Genomic DNA, 19,857 nt, shown 5'->3' with positions numbered 1-19,857 from the left:
AATGATGCCGCTTTAGCGCGTATGTCCGCAGGCGTAATGGTTTCAGGCAGAAAGGGCTACTTCTCCCGCTTTTTCTTTGGGCTCGTAAATGCCGGCTGCAATCTTTTCCACAAATGCTTTGGGGAAAAATTTCGGCAGCCATGCATTCAGTTTGTTGGTGAAGCCGGGAATAATTTCTGCTTTCCCTTTGAAGAGCCCGTCTACCGCTATTTTGGCCACTTTTTCTGCGGTCATATTGAAGCGGTTGGCCACGTTGCGGGTGTATTCTCCCATCCTGGCGCGGTTTACAAAATCGGTGTCGGTACTACCGGGGCTTAAGGCGCTGACCGAGATGCCGGAGTGTCTTAGCTCATACCGGAGCCCACGTGTAAACGACAAGGCAAAGGCTTTGGTAGACGCGTAGATATTCAGGTAAGGAACGGTCTGGTAAGCCGTTGTGCTGGCCAGGTTGAGCAGGTAAGCCCTGGGGAACTGCCGCAATACCGGGATATAAGCGTAGGATAAACCAACCTGTGCTTTTATATTTACATCGATGATGTTGAATTGCTCTGCAAGGGTGAGTTGTTCGAACGGACCATTGATCCCATAGCCCGCATTATTCACTACTACAGAGAGCAGTTCATGATAGGGGCTGGTCCAGCCGGTGACACGTTGCAGTGCCCCCGGCGCCGACAGATCCTGATGCAACGTATGTGCGTGTACGTGATACCGTGCAGAGAGTTCTTCTGCAGTAGCAGCCAGTGCTGCTTCGTCAATATCTACCAGCAACAAATTATAATTTCTTTCTGCCAGTTGCGCTGCAATAGCTTTACCTATTCCTTTTGCTGCTCCGGTGATGAGTGCGTATGACATGCGATAATATTTAGAGGGATGGAGTATTCACTTCTGCCAGGCTTTCGGAACGGGCTTTTACATTCACCCATTGTGGTCTTCCGCCATAGAGATGTTGTTTGAGATGCGCCAGTTTGTGATAGAATGGCGTTGGGCTATTGGCCGTTTTAGGTGCGTAGGCGCCGGTGATAATCGGAATGTACATCACTCTCCTGCGGCTCTTTTCGCCGGTGTAGGGCGACTGCTGTACACGGTGCCAGAGGCGTCCATCATGTACGGTAAGATCGCCGGCGGAGATATCGAAACCTACTTCTTTTTTATCCGGGTTGTTATCGATGAAGTATTTCTTCCTGAATAATAATTTCAGCAGGCCTTGTTCATGTGTACCGGGGAGTACTCTTAATCCACCATTGTCCAGCGGGCAATCGTCCAGGTGAATACCTACATTCAGCATAGGGAGGATGCGGGTGCCGAGGAACAGATCACGCGGGCTGTCGGTATGCCAGCCGAGTTGTTTGAACTGGCTTTCGGTGGTATTCACATAATGATTAACTACCAGGCCGTCTTTTTCATTTTCACCAATCCTGCCGGTATAGGGGCCTAAGAGGCTGGTGAGACTCTGTAATCTTTTATCTCTCACCAGTTCACGTAAGGCGTTGCTATAGTGTGATGCGAATGCAATGCGTTGGATCAACGGGCTGCCGTCCACGTCGGTACCGAATTTCAGCGGAATACCATTTACTTTCTGGATGTTGTTGCGGAGCAGAAGTTCCTGCACCTGTTGCAGTTCATTGTGTACAATGGACAATTCATTTTTGTCCAGGAAGCCTTTAAACTGGATAATGCCATGTTGACGGAAATAGTCAAGATGTGCTTCAGTTACGCCGTCGGTGAGGCGGAATACGGGTTGGTTTGTCGTTTTCATGACGATGACTTTTTAGTTGACAGTGATAAATCAGTTGTTGAAATAGATGATGCTATAGCGGCGATTGGTGGAGTGGCCGCAGGTAGGAGGGGAAATTAACAACAACAATAAGATGCCGCTTTGGTGGGGCGGTATAAGAACGCACTTATCTGGTGCGGGTTTCGGTGATTTTGATCTGTGTTCATGGTGATATCGTTTTATTAGTCTACCATTCTTGTAGACAAATATAAGCATGTCGGTTAATTTACCAAAAAATATTTTTGCGGGAGTGGGTCAACTATTGGTGAGCAGCTGTTCATAGTCGCCACTGGTATCAATATCCACCGCGCCCTGTGGAAAATCGACAGTAGCCACCTGGTCGGGGTGGGCCAGTAGTATCTTTTTGGCGCCCTCCTGCCCACTGAGGGCCAGCAGCTGTGGAAAAAATGATTTATCAAACAAGGCAGGCGTACCAATGGAATCGCCATAGGAACATGCAACGATCGCCTTGCCGGAGGTATTTTTGAGGGCGTACATTTCTACCAGCAGGTTGGTGGTAATAAAGGGCTGATCGCATAGCAGGAGCAGCGCATTGCTTACTTGCGGGGCAATGCGGCGCAGTTGCTGTAATCCTGTCTGGATAGATCCGCCCATGCCGGCGGGCCAATTGGGGTTGACGACGGTATGTACCTTTTCATTGACCAGTTGTTCCCTGATCTGGGTAGCGAATGCGCCGAGTACGACTACAACAGGAATATTATTACCGGATTCACGGGCGGTATGAACGACGTTAAGTAAAAGACTTTTATTTTGAAAGGTGAGTTGTTGTTTGGGAGTACCGAGTCTTTTTGAGGCGCCGGCGGCCAGGATGATGATACCAGTTGTTTCCATTATAGTTGTTGTTGAAGGATGATTTGTTGTTCGCGGGAATGGATGGCGGTGGTTCTTTCGCGCAGCGAGGTGGCGGCAGCAGCGGAGAGCACGGACTTGATTTCGCTGATCACGGACAGCGCGATTTCTTCGGCGGTTTCTGCGCCTAAATCAAGTCCGGCGGGGCCGTGTATGCGTGCCCGTTGTGGACGGGTGATGGAAATGCCATTGTCCATCAGTTCGCCCAGCATGCGTTGCAATTTTTTTGCGGGGCCCAGCACACCGATATAAGGTATGGGTAGTGGCAGGAGCTGAGCCAGCAGTGCCAGGTCGTAGTTGTAGTTATGCGTCATCAGCACAGAGGCGGTGTATGCGTCTGTATGAACCAGTGGGAGTACCTGGGCTGGTTTGGCAGTGATTACCTGTGTGGCGTCGGGGAAACGGTTGGTGGTAGCGTAACCGGGGCGTCCGTCGATTACAATGGTATGCCAGCCGAGGAGAGCGGCCATTTTCACCAGCGGGATAACGTCGTTACCGGCGCCGGCAATCAGCAGTTGTGGCGCTGGTGGAATAAAGGCGGTATGCGTAGTATAGTCGTTACCGGTAGAGAGGTATGTTTTGGTGAAAGAGCATTGTGTTTGTAATGCGTGGTGTGCATCGGCGGTAATTGCATTTTGCAGATGGCAGTCGGGTATGCAGTGCTGCATTTGCCCGTTGGCCGTGAGTACCAGGCAGGTGCCGGGTTGTGGTGCTTTGCGCTGGTGCAGGCTAAACAAAGTTACAAGTACGGCAGGGGTACGGTGTACCGTGATTTCCTGCAGCATGGCTACCGGGTTGTCCGGGTCTTCTGTGTTTACGGGTTCCAGCAGGATATGGATGATGCCATTGCATCCCAGGCCTATGCCCAGTTTAGCATCGTCTTCATCATTGGTGTCGTAGGTGACCAGCATCGGGCGTTGCTGCATCATGACCAGTTGTGCTTTGCGTAAGGCATCGCCTTCGAGGCAGCCGCCGCTGATAGCGCCGGTAAGGGCGCCGTTTTCTGTAACAAGCATTTTTGCACCGGGTTGGCGGTAAGCCGATCCCTCCACATGTACCACGGTGGCCAATGCGGTTTTAAGCCTCTGGCGGCAGGCGGCGTGGTATGATTTTACGATATCTTCGAGTTCTTTCATGTTGTCATTTTATTTTCCACTTTCCATGGCTGATTCCCTTTATTATCGAGCACTTTATCCGGGGTAATGGGCAAATCGCGTACCCGCTTGCCGGTGGCATTGTATACTGCGTTGGATACAGCGGCGGCAAAGCCGATCAGCGCTATTTCTCCCATCCCTTTGGCTCCCATGGGATTGATATAAGGATCTTTTTTATTGATAAAATACACATCTGTAGGCGGTGTATCTGCATTTACCGGAACATGATAATCTGCATAGTTGTTGTTCACAAACCGGCCGAAACGATGATCCAGTATGGCCTCTTCTGTGAGCGCCATCCCGATACCGCCCACCACGCCGCCGATCATCTGGCTGCGGGCAGTTTTAGTGTTTACAATAGTGCCGGCATCTGCCACACTCACAATATGCTGAATACGTACAACGCCGGTGGCCGGATGTACATGTACTTTGGTGAAATGCACGGAGAAGGAGTACATGGAATATTGGTCCCTTTCTTTTCCGGCCTGGGAAGTAGCGGTAACAGTGACTTCCTGTTCAGCGCCTTTGAAATCGGGGCCGCTGATGCCCAGCGATGCCAGCTTTTGCAGTAATGCCTGACATGCATCTGTTACAGCGCTACCTACGGTAGATACGGTAGAAGAGCCACCCTGCTGTGGAGCAAACGGATAGCGGGATTCACCGAGCATGAATTTTATTTTTGAAGCCTGGATGCCGGTTACATCTGCCGCTATCTGCACCATGGCGGTAGCGGTACCGGGGCCAATGTCGCTGGCGGCACTCTGCAGTACCAGGGAACCGTCTGATTTCAGTGTAGCCGATACCGTAGCTTTACCACGATAAGCGCCGAATGTGCCGCTACTCATGCCATAGCCCACCAGCATTCCATTTTCCTGCAGGCTGCGGGGCACGGCATTACGATTCGCCCATCCTATTTTTTCTGCGCCGAGCAGATAAGCTTCTTTTAAATATTTACTGGAGAAAGGCAGGTTTCTTTCGGGATCTGTATCAGCGTGGTTCAATACCCGGAGTTGCAGGGGATCCATGTGCAGCTTATCTGCCAGTTCATCGATGGCGGATTCCAGTGCAAAAGCGCCGGTGGCCTCGCCGGGGCCGCGCATCCATACAGGGGTACTCATGTTCAGCGGCACCAGTTGATAACGGGTATTTACATTGGTGCAGGCGTACATGAATTTACTCATGGCAACGATGCCTTCTGTGAAATCTTCGTAAGGAGATGTAATAGCTACCGCTTCGTGGGTAATACCGGTAAGTTTGCCATCGGCCGTAGCGCCAAGGCTGAGTTGCTGCGTGGCATTTGGACGATATCCTACCAGGGTAAACATCTGCTCCCGCGTAAGCATCAGTTTCACCGGCTTGCGTATCTTCTTAGCCGCCAGGATGGTGGCCACTTCCATTGGCCACACCCGCAACGCCATTCCGAAACCACCGCCTACAAATTCAGAATGCACGGTGATGTTCTGTTCCGGCAACTGAAATAGTTTCTTCATGGTATCCTGCACATTTTTTACGCCCTGTGTTTTGGCATACAGTACCAGTGTGTCTGGTGTATCCCAGTGGGCGATGATACCACCCAGTTCCATAGGATTATGCACTTCCAGTGGAATGGTATAGGTAGCATCCACTGTTACAGGGGCTTTCTTCCAGGCGTCAGCTTCGCCGCGCAGGTAGTCTTTCATACGGTTGTTCTGAAAGGCTTTGTTCATGCTGGCGTTCATATCTGTATGATGCGTTTCCTGGTTGTATTGTACTTCCACCAGGGAGGCCGCATATACGGCGCGTTCCAGGGTATTGGCCACTACTACTGCTACCGGCTGGCCATTGGAATAGATGCGGTTGTCTTTAAATATTTTGAGTCCGTCTTTGGCACCGGCTTCAGCGTTTTTATATCCCGGCACCGGTGGTGCATTGAGATGGGATACTACGTCCTGTACGCCGGGCGCTTTCAATGCTTTTGTGGCATTGATACTGCTGATGGTGCCACTGGTAATAGGACTGCATACCAGTGCGGCATAAAGCATATCTGGCAGGTGGTGGTCAGCGAAATATTTTGCCCCGCCGGTTACTTTCAGGCGGCCATCCACGCGGTCCATAGACTGTCCTGTTTGTTGCTTTTTCATACGGTGGCGGCTTTAAGTAAGGCTGTTTGAATACTGTTGAGCGATAAGCCTGTTTTAAAGGCGTTATGCGGATAAGTTTTGGCAGATTGTATCGCGATGTTGGCGGCGTACCGGAAATTTTCTTCCGTGGGTGCTTTACCGGTCAGTGCTTTCTCTGCTTCATACAGGCGCCAGGGTTTATGTGCTACGCCGCCCATTGCCAGGCGGGCGCTCCGGATCTCGTTGTTGTGGATATCCAGTGCGGCAGCCACGGATACCAATGCAAAAGCATAGGAGGCGCGGTCACGTACTTTCAGGTAGTATACATATTTCGTATAGTCGTTAGCAGGAATTTCCACACCAGTGATCAGTTCTCCTTTTCCCAGGTTATTATCCAGTTGGGGAGTGTTGCCGGGCAGGCGGTGGAAATCGTGGAACGGGATGCGGCGGCTGCCTTTGGGACCTGTTACCAGTACGGTAGCATCCAGGGCAGCCAGTGCTACACACATATCGCTGGGATGTACGGCGATGCAGCTATCGCTGGCGCCAAAGATGGCATGCATGCGGTTGATGCCGCCGATAGCGCCACAGCCGCTGTTTGGATTACGTTTATTACAGGGCATGGTGGTATCGTAAAAGTAGGAGCAGCGGGTGCGCTGCATCATGTTTCCACCTACGGTAGCCATATTGCGGAGCTGCTGGGAAGCACCGGCCAGTAAGGCCTGCGACAGCAACGGGTATTGCGATTTTACGGTATCGTGTGCTGCCAGTTCACTGTTGAGTGCCAGGGCGCCGATGTGTAATGTCGCTCCGTTTACCTGGATCTCTTTCAGTGGCAGCCGGTTGATGTCTACCAATTTTTCGGGTGTGGTAACGCCGCTCTTCATAAGGTCGAGCAGGTTGGTGCCGCCGGCGATGAAGCGGGCGGAATTATCTTTTGCCACCGCATCAATAGCCGCTTTCAGGCTGGCGGGGCGTATGTAGGAGAATTGATTCATACGGCGGTTCCTCCCTGTTTTACATCCATAATAGCGTTTACAATATTATCGTAGGCGCCGCAGCGGCAGATATTTCCACTCATAAATTCGCGGATCTCTGTGGGAGATCCGGCATGTCCTTCCCGGATACAGGCCACGGCAGACATGATCTGGCCGGGAGTACAATAGCCGCACTGGAAGCCATCGTGTTTGATGAATGCTTCCTGTACAGGGTGGAGCTGATCGCCGTTTGCGATTCCTTCTATGGTAGTGATTTTTTTACCTTCCTGCATGACTGCGAGCGTGAGACAGGAGTTGATGCGCTGACCATTTACATGAACGGTGCAGGCGCCACACTGCCCGTGGTCGCAGCCTTTTTTGGTACCGGTGAGTTGTAGTTGTTCCCGGAGGAGGTCAAGCAGGGTAACGCGCGGCTCTACCGACAGCTGTACTTTTTTGCCGTTTATTTCCAGGCTCAGCGGCATCTTCTCAAAAATGCCCGCGATGGCTTCATCGTGCTGGGCCGCTTTCATGACCAGTGGCGGTGTGAGGGCCAGGGCCATCATGGCGGAAGACTGTTTCAGGAAGTCGCGCCGGGCTTCATGTTTTTCCTTTTTTTGCGGATAGTTTTGTTGGTCGTTTTCCTGTGGCATTTGCTACCAGATTTAATCACTAATAAGTTAGCAAATAAATCTGGTATTTCAGACTTTAATGGAGGAATGAAGTAGCGTTTTTTTATGGGTGGCTGCGCTTATCGAGTTGTAATAAGTCCTGTTTTATGCATAATCAATACCCGTAATTACGCAGTAGCTGTTTTACTTTCGTAACATTATGCGGATTATTTTATTACTGGGCCTGCTATGGATCCTGCATCCGGCGTGTGCCCAACAAAAAAGGGAAACGACTATGAGCGGAACGGCTATTTTCACTGCAGCGGCAACGAATGATACAAACGCCATCAAAGCGGCTATTGCCAGTGGCGCATCTCTCGAAACAAAAGACGACCAGGGAAGAACACCATTGCTGGTGGCTACGTATAAGCATCATACCGCCAGCGCGGCATTGCTGGTAGCGGCGGGCGCGGATGTAAATGCGCAGGACCGGCTGTTGAATTCCCCGTTTCTATATGCAGGAGCAGAAGGATATGCGGATATGGTGAAACTGTATATGAACGCCGGCGCGGATTACAAAGTCTATAACCGTTACGGTGGGTCTGCCTTGATTCCCGCCTGCGAGCGTGCGCATATCGAAGTGATCGCTTTGTTGCTGAGTGATAAAAATTTCCCGATAGATCATATCAACCGGCTGGGCTGGACAGGCTTGCTGGAAGCAGTGATCCTTGGGAGCGGCGGAGCGGAACATCAGCAGGTGGTGAAGATGCTGATTGCAGCAGGAGCTAATCTGAATATAGGTGATAAAGACGGTGTTACGGCATTGCAACATGCGAAAAGCAGAAGATATAAAGCGATCGTGCAGATGCTGGAACAGGCCGGAGCGAAGTAGTTTTACGCCTGCTCTTTAGGTGTCAGTTTTTTATTGATCAGGTAATAACCGGCAGAGAGTGCAATGATGAGGGCAGCCAGCGCGATTTCAGACATAGGGTTACCTTCAAAGATATCGAGCATGAGTATTTTCCTGCTTACAGCAATCATGCACACCATGAGAATGATCCTTATTTTCACTTCATGACTTTTTTCAAATACTTTCACGGTTTCCAGGATTTCGAGCGCCAGCAGCACGTTGAAAAAGAGCAGGATCATGCTGCGTCCGTATTCCGGTGCGTAGGTAAATCCTATATCCTGTATGCGTTTGATTAGCCCGGTAACCGTGAGCCATAGCAGCTCTATGATCTGAAAAGTAATATAGAACATGCCGATGCCGAGCAGGGTATAACACGTATATTTCTCAAAAGTACGGAGTGCTTTTTCCATGGTGCTGGTTTGCTGAGGTTCTTAGTTAACAAGCACTCCCGGTAAATAGTTTATAACCGGTATTTTTTCCCCGCATGCTGCGTTTCAAAATCTTTAAGTTGTTGTTGTAAAATTCTTTTTTGTAACATATAGGATTTCAGGTCCAATCCACCGGCCCTGGCAGATTCCAGCGTACGTAAGGCCTGGTGCAGTGCCATGAAGGCTTTTCGTAACTTATAGGTTTCTGATGAGCGGAATGCCACTACATCGGGCGCTTCGCGGAGTACATCCAGCGAAAATCCTCCTGCTACCCAGGCATTGAAATCATGACCGATTACTTCCATGCTGCCGGTATCCAATGCACCGTAGCCGGTGAGATAAACGGCGGGATCACCGGGTTCACAGTGCAGGCAGATGGCAGCCCCTCCGCTGTTATCGCCGATACTGATCCAGGAAGGAAGATAGCGTTGTACTTCATAGTCTGCATTGCGTTGCAGCAGTATGCCGGTGCCATATAACAACACCAGGTCGGTAGCGGGCAAGTCTTCCTGCATGGATGCCTGCGACAGGAAATCGCGGTAGGCACCCGGCAGTGTGATGCCGAGTGCTTTTTCGATCGCTGTCATCCTGTTATTATCCATTGCTTTTCAGATGTGCGAGCCACTGTTGTGCAAATTCATTTTCCGGTTCGAGTTGCAGCAGTTGCTCGAAAGATGCGATGGCAGCAGGGATTTGCTCCATATGATAAAACAGCACGGCGCGGTTCAGGTGCACATAAGGATTCTCCGGGGCAATGGCCAGTGCTTCGTTATACACGGCTAGTGCTGCATCGTATTGTTCCAGCAACATGAGGATAGAACCTTTATTCATGAGTAGGCCGGCTTCGGCGGGCGCCAGTTCCAGTCCTTTATTGGCGTATAACAGTCCTTCCTGCAGGCGGCTATATACGCTTTGTTGTATCGCATCATTGGGACCATTATCTTCCATTTCTGCAATAGCCGAATTGGCTTCCTGTAATATCTGTACTACCTGTTGCTCGTACCAGGCGGCGCTTTTTTCCACTTGTTCAGTGAAGGGTACTGCTTCCAGGTCTATTTCTTCTTCCGGGTCTGCGGTGGGTTTCATTTTGTCTGCTGCGGGAGCGTACCACCATTGGCAGAATTTACCCAATTCACCACCTACAGGCAGTTCGTCTGCCGGCGGTAATCCATCTTCCTGGATAGCGTCGTTGGCAACCACCAGGTCCTGTATGGCTTCCAGTGCTTTATAGTGAATAGGTTCGCCTTCCTGTTCTGCCTGCATTACCATATAGGGCAGCAGTTGATACCAGAGGCCGAGCAGGTCTTTATCTTTCTGTTCGCCTGCCAGTTCCGCTACTTCATGCGCCAGTGAAAAAGTATCGATCTTTTCCGGCACAAGGGCATCATCCCCGGTGAGGGTGCCATTGGCTACCAGGCTGGCCCAGAGGGCAGATCCGGCATCACAGTAAAGTATATACGTTTGGGTGGGGAAGTCGAAGTTGGCGTATCCGGCTACAGGATTGGTTTCCTGGTCCCATTCTTCGGTGGGGCGCTGGTAAATAAAACTGAATTTCTGACTGGCAGCCAGTGCATCAAACCATGCGGAATGTGCGGAATAGTCAGGATGCGCAGTTATCGGAAATGTATATACGAAATGATATTTGATCAACAGGTCCATTACGCGGAAATGGGTAAACCCGGTGTCGAACTGCTGTTGTAATTTGTACAGATTAAAAAAGAGGCTCCTGCGGTCCAGTCCTTCTTCCTGGCTTTTGTCCAGGCAATAAACGGAAAGTTCCACCAATGTTTCAATTTCATGCATCGCCATATGTAAACTTGCTTTGGTGCAAAACTACGCGAATTTATCTTATTCAGGATCAGGGCGATGCAGGGAGGAGCCTGATCCTGAATAAGAGGTTCGGTTGTTTACTTCAGCAATACATTCTTCACGTATTTAAAGCTCTGCGTAACGCTGGTAAATGGTTCTATGGTTATTTTATCCTGTTCTACGAAGAGGTGTTTTACACCCGCCAGTTTGGCCTGTGCAAAGATTTTTTTGAAGTCGATGCTACCTGTGCCTACTTCTGCGAAGGAAACGCCGGAAAGCAGTTCCATGGAAGTTTTATTTTCGGTACCGGCTGCGGTAAGACTGGCAGTATTAGCTTTATCCATGTCTTTCACATGCCAGGCCACAAATCTGCCGGGTGCTTCTTTGAACAGGGTAATAGGATCGTGTCCTGATTTTACTGCCCAGAAGAGATCCAGTTCAAAGGTAACGAGGGAAGGATCTGTTTCTTTCAGCATAATTTCATAGCCGGTGCTGCTGCTGTCTGCCAGTTTTTTAAACTCCCAGAAGTGGTTATGATAGCCGATTTTCAGGTTGGCTTTCTTACATTGTTCGCCGGCCTTGTTCAGTTGTTCGGCCATGAATTTATAATCGTCTGCACCGAGATGCTTATCCCAGAGGGAGAGGGGCAGTACGGGTACAATGAAGTATTGTTGTCCGAGTGCTGCAGCAAGGTCTATCTGCGGCTGTAATGCGTCCGCATTGCCATTGCCTTTGGTGAGGTAATCATTGAGCTGGTAATGCCCGCTGGGTGTGTTTAGTTTATATTGTTTCAGGAGGGCGCTGAGTGCTTTGGGTTTCAATCCCCAGAATTCACCTTTGTCGCCGCTACCCTGGTATCCGTAAAAGGTTTCTACTTCCTGGTAGCCGATGCCCGCTACTTTGGCGAGGGTACCTTTGGGATCTTTTTCCAGCTGATCGCGGAGGGTATATAACTGCAGTCCTATTTTCTTTGGCAGGGCAGGGTTGCCGGTCATGGCAGACAAACTGCCGGGTAGCATCATAGCAGCGGCCATCAGCCCTGTTTGCTGGATGAAAGAACGTCTTGAAGTATGCATGTCGGTATTGTTTGTAACGTGGGTGAATGTATAATTACTGAAGTGGTTATGCATAGCAATTTAAGAAAACGATTTAATCTTGTTGATTTTTTTTAAAAAGATATGGGGGAAGTAATACTTTTTTGCGAAAACAGCTGGAATAATATAACAAGCAGGCAGTTTTTATAACGGAAAAATACGCACGCAGATTTTTTTATTTTTGGTTGTATTGCTTTGTGGTAGATGGTTTCATGGGTTTGTTACTGCGTCATTACAGCAGGCTTTTTTATCTGCATAAATTGTGGTGGGAATTAATTAAATTGTTAGGAGTTACTTATCCAAAACCGCGTTTAAAATGAATTTTTCTTTCCCCAACGTAAAGCAGGCAGCCGAAGAGGTCAGGAAGAAATCGAAGGTCAGGGAATGGATAGAAGCTGCTCTCTTTGCTGTGGTTGCCGCTACCCTCATCCGTACTTTTATCTTTGAAGCGTTTGTTATCCCCAGTGCTTCCATGGAAAAGACCCTGTTAATCAATGATTTTATTTTTGTCAGCAAAATCAGTTATGGCCCACGTATCCCGATAACGCCACTGGCCTGGCCTTTCACCCATCACACCATGCCCTTTACCAAAAGTACCCGGCCCTTTTCCACTGCAATACAATGGCCTTACAGGCGCTTGCCCGGCTTCAGCGACATCCGCCGGAATGATGTGGTGGTATTTAATTATCCCTGCGGGGATACGGTATTGAAATCCATTACCGGGGAAGATGAGGACTACTACACGAATATGCGTTCGCCGGGACCGGAGTATGTGCATAAGAACTTTCCGCCGCCGCTTACCCGCCCGGTAGATAAAAGGGAGAACTGGATCAAGCGCTGTATTGCCATTCCGGGCGATACCATTCAGATCATGGATGGAGTAGTGTATATCAATCATGCTCCCACAACTCCTCCTGAGCATTTTGAAGCAAAGTATTATGTGACTATGCCGGATGGAAAAGAACTGACAGATTCCATGAAAGATGTACTGGGAACAGATCATATCCAACGTACTACCGGCGATTCCACCATGTTTATCTATAACCTTACGCCCGCCAACGTAGACACGCTGAAAGCCATGGGGGGTAAGATAAAACGTTATGTATTTGATGCGTTTGCAGATTCGCGGGTGTTTCCTTTTGATACTAAACATTACGAATGGAACGAAGATTGTTTCGGGCCATTGTATATCCCGCAGAAAGGCGCCACTGTGAAGCTCGATACACTGACGCTGCCTTTTTACAGCCGTATTATCAGCACTTATGAGCATAATACCCTCCGGGTAGTGGATAATAAAATTTACATCAACGGCCGGCAAACGGATACCTATACTTTCAAAATGAATTACTACTGGATGATGGGTGATAACCGCCGGGAGTCAATGGATTCCCGCTTCTGGGGATATGTACCGGAGGATCATGTGGTGGGAAAAGCGTGGATTATCTGGATGAGTATTCATAATAACCGCATCCGCTGGGGCAGGTTGTTTTCGGCGATCCGGTAATCGCCGGCAGGTAGTCATCTCCTGTTTTTTTTCCGGAGATGACTACCTGCGGCGGTACTATTTTGTTTGCGCTGTTTTTTCCCGTACTTCTTTTAACAGTCCATCGAGCGCGGCTCTGTCGAGCATTTTTCCTTTTACTACCAGTCCATAAATTTTTTGCGTGTTGTGGATATCTGCTACCGGGTTAGCATCCAGTAACAGGATATCTGCTTTTTTCCCTGGAGCAATAGCGCCGTAGTTGGTTTTATGCAGGAAGGCCGGGGAGTTGATCACTGAGGCCTGTAAAGCCTGGAGCGGTGTGAGTCCGGCTTTCACCATCAGCGCCAGTTCCTGGTGTAAACCGATACCTGGAAAATCGAATGAATTAAGATAGCCTGCATCGGTACCTGCCATGATGGTTACACCGGCTTTATACAGCAGTGGTAATACAGCAGATGATTTTTCGTACAGCATTTTCCGCCATGCAATGGCGGCGCTATCGTCTTGTGATACCCGTTTTACGCGCATTTCATACGTACGTTGCAGTCCTTTGCCGATGTATTGCAGGTAAGGATCATGCTGATGATTATCCTGATCGAAGTAGGCCAGCAGATGTCCCAGTGTAAGCGTTGGCGTTATGAACGTACCTTTTTCTGCCATGTGGCGGTAGGTGTTCATGGCTGCGGCGGTATCAAAGTTGTTAAGGATATATTTATTGATGTCTTTTCCTTTTATTTCACCGTTGGCGATGGCGCGTGCAAAGGCGGCATCATCTTTTACACCGGCTTTCCATGCATAGGTTAAATGTTCTACGGAGCTCAGTCCGGCGTCTGTTACCTGTTGCATGCTTAATACATAGGGTACGTGTCCGGAAATAGCGAGACCTCTTTTCCTGGCTTCTTTCAAAGCTTCCAGGTAGATATCCGGTTTGATGGTGTTTTCTGTGATCTTAACAAAATCCACTTTCAGTTTTTGCAGGGAATCCAGAGCCTGTTGCAGTTCTGCGGAAGTGCCGATTTCGAGGTCGCCCAGCCATACGGATTTATAGCCTTCCAGTTTAGGGCCGGAGGTGAAAATAGTTGGACCCTGTAATTGTCTGTTGTTAATAGAATCACGCCATTGTATAACATTCAGGCTGATATCAGCTGCGCAATCGCGGATAGTGGTAATACCATGGGCGAGATACAGCGGCAGGAAATTTTTGTTTTCTTCGGCCAGTGTGTCGCCGCCACCAAAGTGCATATGCATATCCCATAATCCGGGCATGGCATATCTGCCTTTACCATCTACGGTTTGTGCCGCCTGGTATTGGCCGGCCTGTTTGTTATTCATCACTTCCACGATGCTGTCGTTGCGTACTGCAATAGCCTGGTTGGCGGTGATGTTACCGGTTTTCACATCAATGATACGGACAGACCTGATCAGCAGGTCTGCCTTTTTTTGCTGGCTGAATGCGGCTACGCCACAGAGCAGGGCCAGGGAGGAGAAAAGTATTTTTTTCATGGTTCAGTTAAGTACGTTTTTTTAAATTGATCAATGCGGCGCTGCTGATGAACACAATGCCCAGTATACATACACCGGTCCAATGCCCGTAACTCCAGGCCTGGGCGCCCATCAGGGAACCCACGGAGCCGCCGGCAAAGGCGTTGGAAATATAGATGGTATTCAACCGGCTGCGAGCTTCGGGCACCAGTGCAAATACTTTCGACTGGTTGGAAATATGTGTCACCTGCATGCCTATATCCAGTAATATCACGCCGATGATTAAACCGGTGAGCGAGCCTGCAGAAAATCCCATGATCACAAAAGCCAGCAATGCGCCGATGATGCCGAGGCGGATAGCATACTGCGGACCTTTGTTATCGGCCGATTTACCGGCCATAGGAGCTGCCAGTGCGCCGCAGGTGCCAATCAGTCCGAAGAGCCCTACCATATCGCTTTTATAGTGAAAGGGAGCGCCTTCCAGCAGGAATACCAGTGTTGTCCAGAAAATGCTGAACGCGCCAAACATAAAGAAGCCGGTAAAGGCAGCCTGTCTTAAAGCAGGCAGTTCTTTCGTGAGTGTGCCCAGGGAGCGCATCAGGCTACCATAACTACCTTCAAAGGAAGGTGGATTTTGCGGCAGTTTTAGCGCCAGTACAATCCATAACAGCACCATGGCTATACTTCCGGAGAAAAAGACCGCCTGCCATCCGTAATGCGCACCAATGATGCCGCTCAATGTTCTTGACAACAGGATGCCGATCAGTAATCCACTCATTACCCTGCCCACAATTTTTCCCCTGGTGGCATCCGGCGCCATCGATGCGGCCATCGGTAGCAACAGCTGCGGTACAGCAGAAAAAAAGCCAATCAGCAAACTGGCAATCAGCATCATCCAATAGTTGACAGCCATCGCTGCCATGCCCATGAAAACCGCTGCTCCGGCCAGTTTAAGGAGGATCAGCTTTTTACGCTCTGTTTTATCTCCCAGGGATACAATAAACAGCAGTCCGAGTGTATAACCCACCTGTGTAATGGTAGCGATCACACTGATCTGTTGTTCATTCACCTGGAAGGAAGCTGCCATCTGCAGCAACAAAGGCTGATTATAATAAATATTGGCTACTACCAGTCCGCAGGTTACGGCCATCAGTACTACCAGCATATTGTTCACCGTTGTTCCCGCTTGCCGGGCTTTACTCAAAATCACCTGTTCCATACTGCAAAGGTATCCCCGGCAGGTGGCGGAAAATGGTACAGGTTATAATATCAACGGTACATTTTATAACTGGCGCCGGAAGTCCAGCGGGGTAAGCGAAGTATATTTCCGGAAGAAACGGGAGAAATAAGAGGTGTCGTTAAAGCCCAGTGTAAAGGCAATTTCCTTTACATCCATATCTGTGAGGATAAGCATCCGCTTTGATTCCAGCAGTAAGCGTTCGCGGATATAGGCGCCGGCAGTTTTACCCGTTTCTTTTTTACATACCTGGTTCAGGTAACTGGCGGTAACATGCAGTTGCGCGGCAAAATAGGCTACTTCATGATATTGGGCATAGTGCTTTTCCAGCAGCAGGAGAAAACGGTTGATGAGATGATTGGCTGCGGCAGCCACTTCTTCCGGGTGAACAGCAGCATACCAGCGTTGCAGCAACAGTAGTACAATCTGCAGGCGGTGCTGGATAATAGCGGCGGCGGTTTCTGTTTCCATGAGCTGCAGTTCCTGGATCAGCTGCCCGTACTGCACTGTTTCCAGTTTCAGGACCGGAGGGGAATCTGGTGTGAAGAAAGGCCATAGCGGACCTTTCTGTAGCATGAAGGCGGCCGAAAACATCACCTGGTAGCCGCTGGTGTTTTTAGCCAGACGCCAGTGGTGGGCCTGACCGGGAGCCAGAAAAAAAACAGTGCGTGGACTTACTTTATAATCATGAAAATCAATGGTGTGAATGCCGCTACCCTGGCCGATTATCAATAACATAAAGAAATCGTGCTTATGTGCTTCGGGGATCACCGTCATATTGATCGGTGTATGATGAACGATTTTAAAATCCTCTTTTTTATAAGGGAGGTTAAATATTTTTTCTATGCCTAAAATGGGTAGTGACATATGGCAAAAATACGGATTAAGGTGTATGAATTCGTAATTTCGCGCTATGCCCGTATTACACCACTCTGATTATCAGGCGCCTTTTTTATTGCGAAATCGTCATATGCTGACGATCTATCCTTCTTTATTCCGAAGCATCCAGCCAGTGGCATACCGCCGGGAAAGGATCATTACACCCGATGCAGATTTCCTGGACCTGGATTTCAGCGAACAGGGAAATAGAAGCATCGTCCTTATTTTACATGGCCTGGAGGGGAATGCCAGCCGCAAGTATGTGTTGGGCATGGTCCATATTTTTAATGGGGCGGGATTTGACACGGTATCCATGAACTTCCGTGGATGCAGCGGAGAGCCTAATAAAAATCTGCGGTTTTATCACAGTGGAGAAACCGGGGATCTGCATACCGTGGTGCAGTACCTTGTGTCGCTTGGAAAGTATGATGCCATCCACCTGGTAGGTTTTTCACTCGGGGGAAATGTGACCCTGAAATACCTGGGAGAGCAGGGAGCTGCGCTGGACCCTCATTTGAAATCGGCAGTGGCTATTTCTGTGCCCTGCGATCTGAAAAGCGGTTCTGCCGAGCTGGAGAAAAGACACAATATTATATATATGCAGCGTTTCATCCGCGACCTGGGAGAAAAGCTGCGTTTAAAAGAACAGCAATTTCCCGGAAGTATCCGGTTGGATCGTTATGCAGAGATCCGCTCTTTCCGGCAATTCGACGACCGTTATACCGCGCCCATGCATGGTTTTAAAGATGCGCTTACCTATTGGGAGCAGTGTAGTTCGCGGCCCTTACTGCGGTATATCCGCATTCCGGTGCTGGTGATCAATGCAAAGGACGATCCTTTCCTGGGGAAAGAATGTTATCCTTACGATATTGCGGCAGAGAGTCCGTATGTATTCCTGGAAACGCCACACCAGGGCGGACATGTAGGCTTTGTAAAGTTCGGGGACGACTTTTACTGGTCTGAAAGAAGGGCATTGGCGTTTATAAAGGAAATGTAGGAGATACGCTTATAAGAGGTCATTCGTGTTATTTGTATTTCTGCTGCTTTTTTATAATTTACATCTGAACGGTGTGCACACTTTAAATCTTGTTATTCTCATATGGAGCGAATGCCATCCGAAGAAGAAGTGTTGTTGCGGATGATAGGAGGTGATGAATTGGCTTTTTCCAGTATTTACCGGCACTACCATTCTTCTCTCTATATCTACCTGTTACGCTTTTGCAAAGTGCCTTCCCTGGCGGAGGACCTTGTGCATGATGTATTCCTGAAAGTATGGGAAATCAGGGAGCGTATCAATCCACAACTTTCTTTCTCCGGGTATCTTTACCGCATTGCGCGTAACCATGTTTTCAAGACCATTGCGAAACTGAGCACTGATGAGCAGATGCGGGAGCAATTATTTCTGCAGTTATCGCATCATGATGCCGGATTAACGGATCTGGCAGTCCGGGCCCGGGAATACGACCGGCTTTTCCAGGAAGCTTTGAGCCGTATGACAACTCAGCGTCTGAGTGTATTCCGTCTTTGCCGCCAGGAAGGCAAAACCTATGATGAAGCCGCTGCCATATTGGGTATTTCCCGCGATACCGTTAAAAAACATATGGTCCTTAGTATGCGGTTTATACAGGATTATATCTTCCGCCACGGAGATATCCTGGTGGCGGTGTACCTGCTGACCACCATTATTTAAAAAAATATTTTTTCAGAGGGGTACCCTCTTTCTTTATTTCCGGATATTATATACAGGACCTGTATGCAAGGGTTCATGAAAAATAATGAATTTACCGGAAGATCACCAGGAAGCACTATTGCAAAAATACCTTGACGGGCAATGTAGTCCGGATGAAATAGCCACGTTATACAGCTGGTTATTGACTTCCGATGCGCATCGTCCTTTGTTGGCTGTTATGCAGCAGGACTATGAGCGTATTATGCAGGAGCGTTCTTCTGTTCCGGAAGAAATCAGTGATCGCATTGAAACCAGACTGCTGCAATCTATCCAGATCACGAAAGAGAAGGTAATACCGATGCGGGTACCCTTCCGTCTGACCTGGAAAATCGCAGCAGCGGTAGCCTTGTTGGTAGCAACCGGCGTTACTATGTTGTATACACTGCGTAAGCCGGCCGGCCCTGTAACAGCGCCCCCGCTGATGGCAGAAGTAATGCCGGGTACCAACAAAGCAGTACTGACCCTCGCCGATGGTTCAGTGGTTACTTTGGACAGTGCGGGCAAACAGGTGATACAGCAGGGTGGAACCCTGGTAAAACAACAGAATGGTCGACTACAATATGCCGCAGCTGGCGGCAACGCAGCGATTGGTTATAATACGCTGAGAGTGCCGCGCGGCGGCCAGTTTACCATCGTGTTGCCGGACGGCACACAGGCCTGGCTCAACTCTGCTTCCAGCCTGCGCTATCCTACGGCATTCAGCGGCGGTAACCGCACTGTGGAAATGGAAGGACAAGGCTACTTTGAAGTAAAACAAAATGCGAAGCAGCCCTTTATCGTGAAAGTGAATAGCATGGAAGTACAGGTGCTGGGAACTTCTTTTGATATTATGGCTTATCCGGATGAAGAAGCCGTGAAAACCACCTTGCTAACCGGCGCCGTGAAAGTAAGATGGGGGAAGGCAGAGAAGTTGCTGCATCCCGGCGAACAGGCTGCAGTGGATAACAGTACCGGTGAAATGTCTGTGCGTGCAACTGATGTAGCGGGAGTAACCGCCTGGAAGACCGGTTTTTTTGAATTTGATAATGCCAACATAAATGTAATCATGCGGCAGTTAGCCCGGTGGTATGATATTGAGATAGATACAAGAAATGCGGACAATCGCCTGTTTGGTGGCAGAATCAACAGGAACCTCCCGTTGTCCGAAATGTTGAAGCTCCTGGAAACAGGTGGCGCTAAATTTAACCTGGAGGGAAGAAGATTAACCGTTATAAGATAAGACTAAAAGCTAATGAAAATTTTGTTGCTTCCACGTTGCAACAATCCACGTAAAAACTGATAAATATCTAACAGATGACAACAGCCGGAACAAGCTAATCGG

19 protein-coding genes are annotated in these 19,857 nt (G+C 49.1%); 5 read left to right on the top strand and 14 right to left on the bottom strand.

Going from position 1 to position 19,857, the window contains the following annotated elements:
* Window positions 1-42: 42 nt before the first annotated feature.
* The 7 genes from BMW79_RS29695 to BMW79_RS29665 form a co-directional block, all read right to left on the bottom strand.
* Complete coding sequence (locus BMW79_RS29695; RefSeq protein ID WP_089902022.1) at window positions 43-852, bottom strand: SDR family NAD(P)-dependent oxidoreductase; 810 nt, start codon at window positions 850-852, stop codon at window positions 43-45.
* A 10-nt stretch (window positions 853-862) separates the two neighbouring features.
* A complete protein-coding gene (locus BMW79_RS29690; RefSeq protein ID WP_089902019.1) occupies window positions 863-1,756 on the bottom strand; it encodes a phytanoyl-CoA dioxygenase family protein in 894 nt (297 codons plus the stop codon).
* 273 nt (window positions 1,757-2,029) lie between these two features.
* On the bottom strand, window positions 2,030-2,626 hold the full coding sequence (locus BMW79_RS29685; RefSeq protein WP_089902017.1) for a nucleotidyltransferase family protein: 597 nt from the start codon (window positions 2,624-2,626) through the stop codon (window positions 2,030-2,032).
* Window positions 2,626-3,780, bottom strand: a complete 1,155-nt coding sequence (locus BMW79_RS29680) for an XdhC family protein (RefSeq protein WP_089902014.1) — start codon at window positions 3,778-3,780, stop codon at window positions 2,626-2,628. The genes BMW79_RS29685 and BMW79_RS29680 overlap by 1 nt, the downstream gene beginning before the upstream one ends.
* Window positions 3,777-5,918, bottom strand: coding sequence for a xanthine dehydrogenase family protein molybdopterin-binding subunit (locus BMW79_RS29675; RefSeq protein WP_089902011.1), 2,142 nt, complete (start codon window positions 5,916-5,918; stop codon window positions 3,777-3,779). Before BMW79_RS29675 ends, BMW79_RS29680 begins: the two co-directional genes overlap by 4 nt.
* Window positions 5,915-6,895 carry an FAD binding domain-containing protein gene (locus BMW79_RS29670; RefSeq protein ID WP_089902009.1) on the bottom strand — a complete coding sequence of 327 codons (981 nt, stop codon included), beginning with the start codon at window positions 6,893-6,895 and terminating at the stop codon, window positions 5,915-5,917. The genes BMW79_RS29675 and BMW79_RS29670 overlap by 4 nt, the downstream gene beginning before the upstream one ends.
* Window positions 6,892-7,527 carry a (2Fe-2S)-binding protein gene (locus BMW79_RS29665; protein ID WP_089902004.1) on the bottom strand — a complete coding sequence of 212 codons (636 nt, stop codon included), beginning with the start codon at window positions 7,525-7,527 and terminating at the stop codon, window positions 6,892-6,894. The genes BMW79_RS29670 and BMW79_RS29665 overlap by 4 nt, the downstream gene beginning before the upstream one ends.
* 178 nt (window positions 7,528-7,705) lie before the next feature.
* Between BMW79_RS29665 and BMW79_RS29660 the strand changes: the two genes are divergently transcribed.
* Window positions 7,706-8,377 (top strand): ankyrin repeat domain-containing protein, encoded by a 672-nt coding sequence (locus BMW79_RS29660; RefSeq protein WP_089902001.1) that lies wholly within the window; start codon window positions 7,706-7,708, stop codon window positions 8,375-8,377.
* Window positions 8,378-8,379: 2 nt separating this feature from the next.
* On the opposite strand, the gene BMW79_RS29655 is transcribed toward BMW79_RS29660, so the two are convergent.
* From BMW79_RS29655 to BMW79_RS29640, 4 genes are all read right to left on the bottom strand, one after another.
* Entirely contained in the window at window positions 8,380-8,805 is a 426-nt protein-coding gene (locus BMW79_RS29655; protein WP_089901998.1) for a phosphate-starvation-inducible PsiE family protein, read from the bottom strand.
* 50 nt (window positions 8,806-8,855) lie between these two features.
* On the bottom strand, window positions 8,856-9,425 hold the full coding sequence (locus tag BMW79_RS29650; RefSeq protein WP_089901996.1) for an SMI1/KNR4 family protein: 570 nt from the start codon (window positions 9,423-9,425) through the stop codon (window positions 8,856-8,858).
* Window positions 9,418-10,632: a tetratricopeptide repeat protein gene (locus tag BMW79_RS29645; protein WP_089901993.1), complete on the bottom strand. Its 1,215-nt coding sequence runs from the start codon at window positions 10,630-10,632 to the stop codon at window positions 9,418-9,420. Before BMW79_RS29645 ends, BMW79_RS29650 begins: the two co-directional genes overlap by 8 nt.
* A 98-nt stretch (window positions 10,633-10,730) precedes the next feature.
* Complete coding sequence (locus BMW79_RS29640) at window positions 10,731-11,708, bottom strand: sugar phosphate isomerase/epimerase family protein (RefSeq protein ID WP_089904429.1); 978 nt, start codon at window positions 11,706-11,708, stop codon at window positions 10,731-10,733.
* A 334-nt stretch (window positions 11,709-12,042) separates the two neighbouring features.
* Here BMW79_RS29640 and lepB point away from each other — a divergent pair, with 334 nt between their 5' ends.
* Window positions 12,043-13,230: a signal peptidase I gene (gene lepB / locus BMW79_RS29635; RefSeq protein WP_089901990.1), complete on the top strand. Its 1,188-nt coding sequence runs from the start codon at window positions 12,043-12,045 to the stop codon at window positions 13,228-13,230.
* Between the two features lie 57 nt (window positions 13,231-13,287).
* On the opposite strand, the gene BMW79_RS29630 is transcribed toward lepB, so the two are convergent.
* The 3 genes from BMW79_RS29630 to BMW79_RS29620 form a co-directional block, all read right to left on the bottom strand.
* Window positions 13,288-14,712 carry an amidohydrolase family protein gene (locus BMW79_RS29630; protein ID WP_089901985.1) on the bottom strand — a complete coding sequence of 475 codons (1,425 nt, stop codon included), beginning with the start codon at window positions 14,710-14,712 and terminating at the stop codon, window positions 13,288-13,290.
* 7 nt (window positions 14,713-14,719) lie between these two features.
* Window positions 14,720-15,910 carry an MFS transporter gene (locus tag BMW79_RS29625; protein ID WP_218150478.1) on the bottom strand — a complete coding sequence of 397 codons (1,191 nt, stop codon included), beginning with the start codon at window positions 15,908-15,910 and terminating at the stop codon, window positions 14,720-14,722.
* A 63-nt stretch (window positions 15,911-15,973) separates the two neighbouring features.
* The gene (locus BMW79_RS29620) at window positions 15,974-16,795 is read right to left on the bottom strand and encodes a helix-turn-helix domain-containing protein (RefSeq protein WP_089901981.1); all 822 of its coding nucleotides are present in this window, start codon (window positions 16,793-16,795) and stop codon (window positions 15,974-15,976) included.
* 46 nt (window positions 16,796-16,841) lie between these two features.
* On the opposite strand from BMW79_RS29620, the gene BMW79_RS29615 reads away from it, so the two are divergent.
* From BMW79_RS29615 to BMW79_RS29605, 3 genes are all read left to right on the top strand, one after another.
* Window positions 16,842-17,804, top strand: a complete 963-nt coding sequence (locus BMW79_RS29615; RefSeq protein WP_089901976.1) for a YheT family hydrolase — start codon at window positions 16,842-16,844, stop codon at window positions 17,802-17,804.
* A gap of 102 nt (window positions 17,805-17,906) precedes the next feature.
* Window positions 17,907-18,497 carry an RNA polymerase sigma factor gene (locus BMW79_RS29610; RefSeq protein ID WP_089901973.1) on the top strand — a complete coding sequence of 197 codons (591 nt, stop codon included), beginning with the start codon at window positions 17,907-17,909 and terminating at the stop codon, window positions 18,495-18,497.
* 85 nt (window positions 18,498-18,582) lie between these two features.
* Window positions 18,583-19,755 (top strand): FecR domain-containing protein, encoded by a 1,173-nt coding sequence (locus BMW79_RS29605; RefSeq protein WP_089901970.1) that lies wholly within the window; start codon window positions 18,583-18,585, stop codon window positions 19,753-19,755.
* Window positions 19,756-19,857 lie beyond the last annotated feature (102 nt).

The organism is Chitinophaga arvensicola (genome assembly GCF_900110835.1).
GTDB classification, from domain to species: Bacteria; Bacteroidota; Bacteroidia; order Chitinophagales; family Chitinophagaceae; genus Chitinophaga; species Chitinophaga arvensicola.
Note: the sequence above shows the minus strand (reverse complement) of the source record. Positions and strands in the feature narration are given on the sequence as shown.

Bases quoted from the DNA above. Each gene is read 5' to 3' on its own strand.
- BMW79_RS29695 (WP_089902022.1), bottom strand. From the start codon at position 852: ATGTCATACGCACTCATCACCGGAGCAGCAAAAGGAATAGGTAAAGCT.
- BMW79_RS29690 (WP_089902019.1), bottom strand. From the start codon at position 1,756: ATGAAAACGACAAACCAACCCGTATTCCGCCTCACCGACGGCGTAACT.
- BMW79_RS29685 (WP_089902017.1), bottom strand. From the start codon at position 2,626: ATGGAAACAACTGGTATCATCATCCTGGCCGCCGGCGCCTCAAAAAGA.
- BMW79_RS29680 (WP_089902014.1), bottom strand. From the start codon at position 3,780: ATGAAAGAACTCGAAGATATCGTAAAATCATACCACGCCGCCTGCCGC.
- BMW79_RS29675 (WP_089902011.1), bottom strand. From the start codon at position 5,918: ATGAAAAAGCAACAAACAGGACAGTCTATGGACCGCGTGGATGGCCGC.
- BMW79_RS29670 (WP_089902009.1), bottom strand. From the start codon at position 6,895: ATGAATCAATTCTCCTACATACGCCCCGCCAGCCTGAAAGCGGCTATT.
- BMW79_RS29665 (WP_089902004.1), bottom strand. From the start codon at position 7,527: ATGCCACAGGAAAACGACCAACAAAACTATCCGCAAAAAAAGGAAAAA.
- BMW79_RS29660 (WP_089902001.1), top strand. From the start codon at position 7,706: ATGCGGATTATTTTATTACTGGGCCTGCTATGGATCCTGCATCCGGCG.
- BMW79_RS29655 (WP_089901998.1), bottom strand. From the start codon at position 8,805: ATGGAAAAAGCACTCCGTACTTTTGAGAAATATACGTGTTATACCCTG.
- BMW79_RS29650 (WP_089901996.1), bottom strand. From the start codon at position 9,425: ATGGATAATAACAGGATGACAGCGATCGAAAAAGCACTCGGCATCACA.
- BMW79_RS29645 (WP_089901993.1), bottom strand. From the start codon at position 10,632: ATGGCGATGCATGAAATTGAAACATTGGTGGAACTTTCCGTTTATTGC.
- BMW79_RS29640 (WP_089904429.1), bottom strand. From the start codon at position 11,708: ATGCATACTTCAAGACGTTCTTTCATCCAGCAAACAGGGCTGATGGCC.
- lepB (WP_089901990.1), top strand. From the start codon at position 12,043: ATGAATTTTTCTTTCCCCAACGTAAAGCAGGCAGCCGAAGAGGTCAGG.
- BMW79_RS29630 (WP_089901985.1), bottom strand. From the start codon at position 14,712: ATGAAAAAAATACTTTTCTCCTCCCTGGCCCTGCTCTGTGGCGTAGCC.
- BMW79_RS29625 (WP_218150478.1), bottom strand. From the start codon at position 15,910: ATGGAACAGGTGATTTTGAGTAAAGCCCGGCAAGCGGGAACAACGGTG.
- BMW79_RS29620 (WP_089901981.1), bottom strand. From the start codon at position 16,795: ATGTCACTACCCATTTTAGGCATAGAAAAAATATTTAACCTCCCTTAT.
- BMW79_RS29615 (WP_089901976.1), top strand. From the start codon at position 16,842: ATGCCCGTATTACACCACTCTGATTATCAGGCGCCTTTTTTATTGCGA.
- BMW79_RS29610 (WP_089901973.1), top strand. From the start codon at position 17,907: ATGGAGCGAATGCCATCCGAAGAAGAAGTGTTGTTGCGGATGATAGGA.
- BMW79_RS29605 (WP_089901970.1), top strand. From the start codon at position 18,583: ATGAATTTACCGGAAGATCACCAGGAAGCACTATTGCAAAAATACCTT.